Below are 884 nucleotides of genomic sequence, written 5' to 3'. Positions count from 1 at the left end.
CTTGGCTGTGGTTTTAATAGTAGACCCTCCTGAAGCATAGTAATTGTCGGAAAATAATAACGCATTTGTAGAGTCTATATAATAATTATCAAAACTTTTACTTTCCCCAATTTCTAAATTTTCTGAGTCAGGGGTTATCTTATTAACCCATATTTTTCTCAAATTTTCTCTGATTAAATTTCTCATATTGATATCTGCTAAAACTTCATTTTTATGTATAATTCGATCTTCTCCCGTATTACCCAAAAAATGTTCTAGGTTATCTGCAGCAAAATCATAATCATTATCTCTAGCTTTATCTACAAGACTGTTAAGCTTTCTTTCTGCATAATCTAAGTCAATTTCTTTAAAAGAATCATAATCTTTTGTGTTTCTTCGATCAGAATCATTTATTCTTTTATTACTTTCATAAGTTGATTTGCCTGTAGCTACAGTGTCAACGAACTTATCTCCAGTACTTTGCAGCCCTTCCAAATCCTTTCCCGTCACCGGCTTATTCCCTGCATAATTATAAGGGGTAAGCTGTGGGAATTTCTCTGCTAAAGGATCTATAGAAATAAACCTTCCAATCCAAGCCGCATAATATCTGGCTCCGTAATAATAGAATCCGGTTTCATCGTCTCTTTCTTTACCACAATAACGGTAACGCTTTAATTTTACTTCGCTCTGGCTCTTGCCTGAGCGGTAGGATGTTGTCCCAAAAGGGTAATATTCTTCATAAGAAATTACTGCTGCAGCTTTATCCAGTTCTAAACAGGCAGAACCTAAATGGTTGTCGTATTGGTAACGCCAATTAGTATTGGGAGATGCTACAGTATTACCATTATTAACCGTTAGAGTTTCTAATTGTAAAAAACTCTTTTGGTCATCAGAAATGCTTAAGG

At 34.7% G+C, this 884-nt stretch carries 1 protein-coding gene; it reads right to left on the bottom strand.

The features are described 5' to 3' along the window. Window positions 1-884, bottom strand: an 884-nt coding sequence (locus FT986_RS11650) for an RHS repeat domain-containing protein (RefSeq protein ID WP_147865210.1), incomplete at both ends; no start/stop codon positions are given.

It is taken from the genome of Mesonia sp. K4-1, assembly GCF_008017825.1.
In the GTDB taxonomy this organism is placed as follows: Bacteria; Bacteroidota; Bacteroidia; order Flavobacteriales; family Flavobacteriaceae; genus Mesonia.
This window is presented reverse-complemented; position numbering and strand designations above follow the sequence as displayed.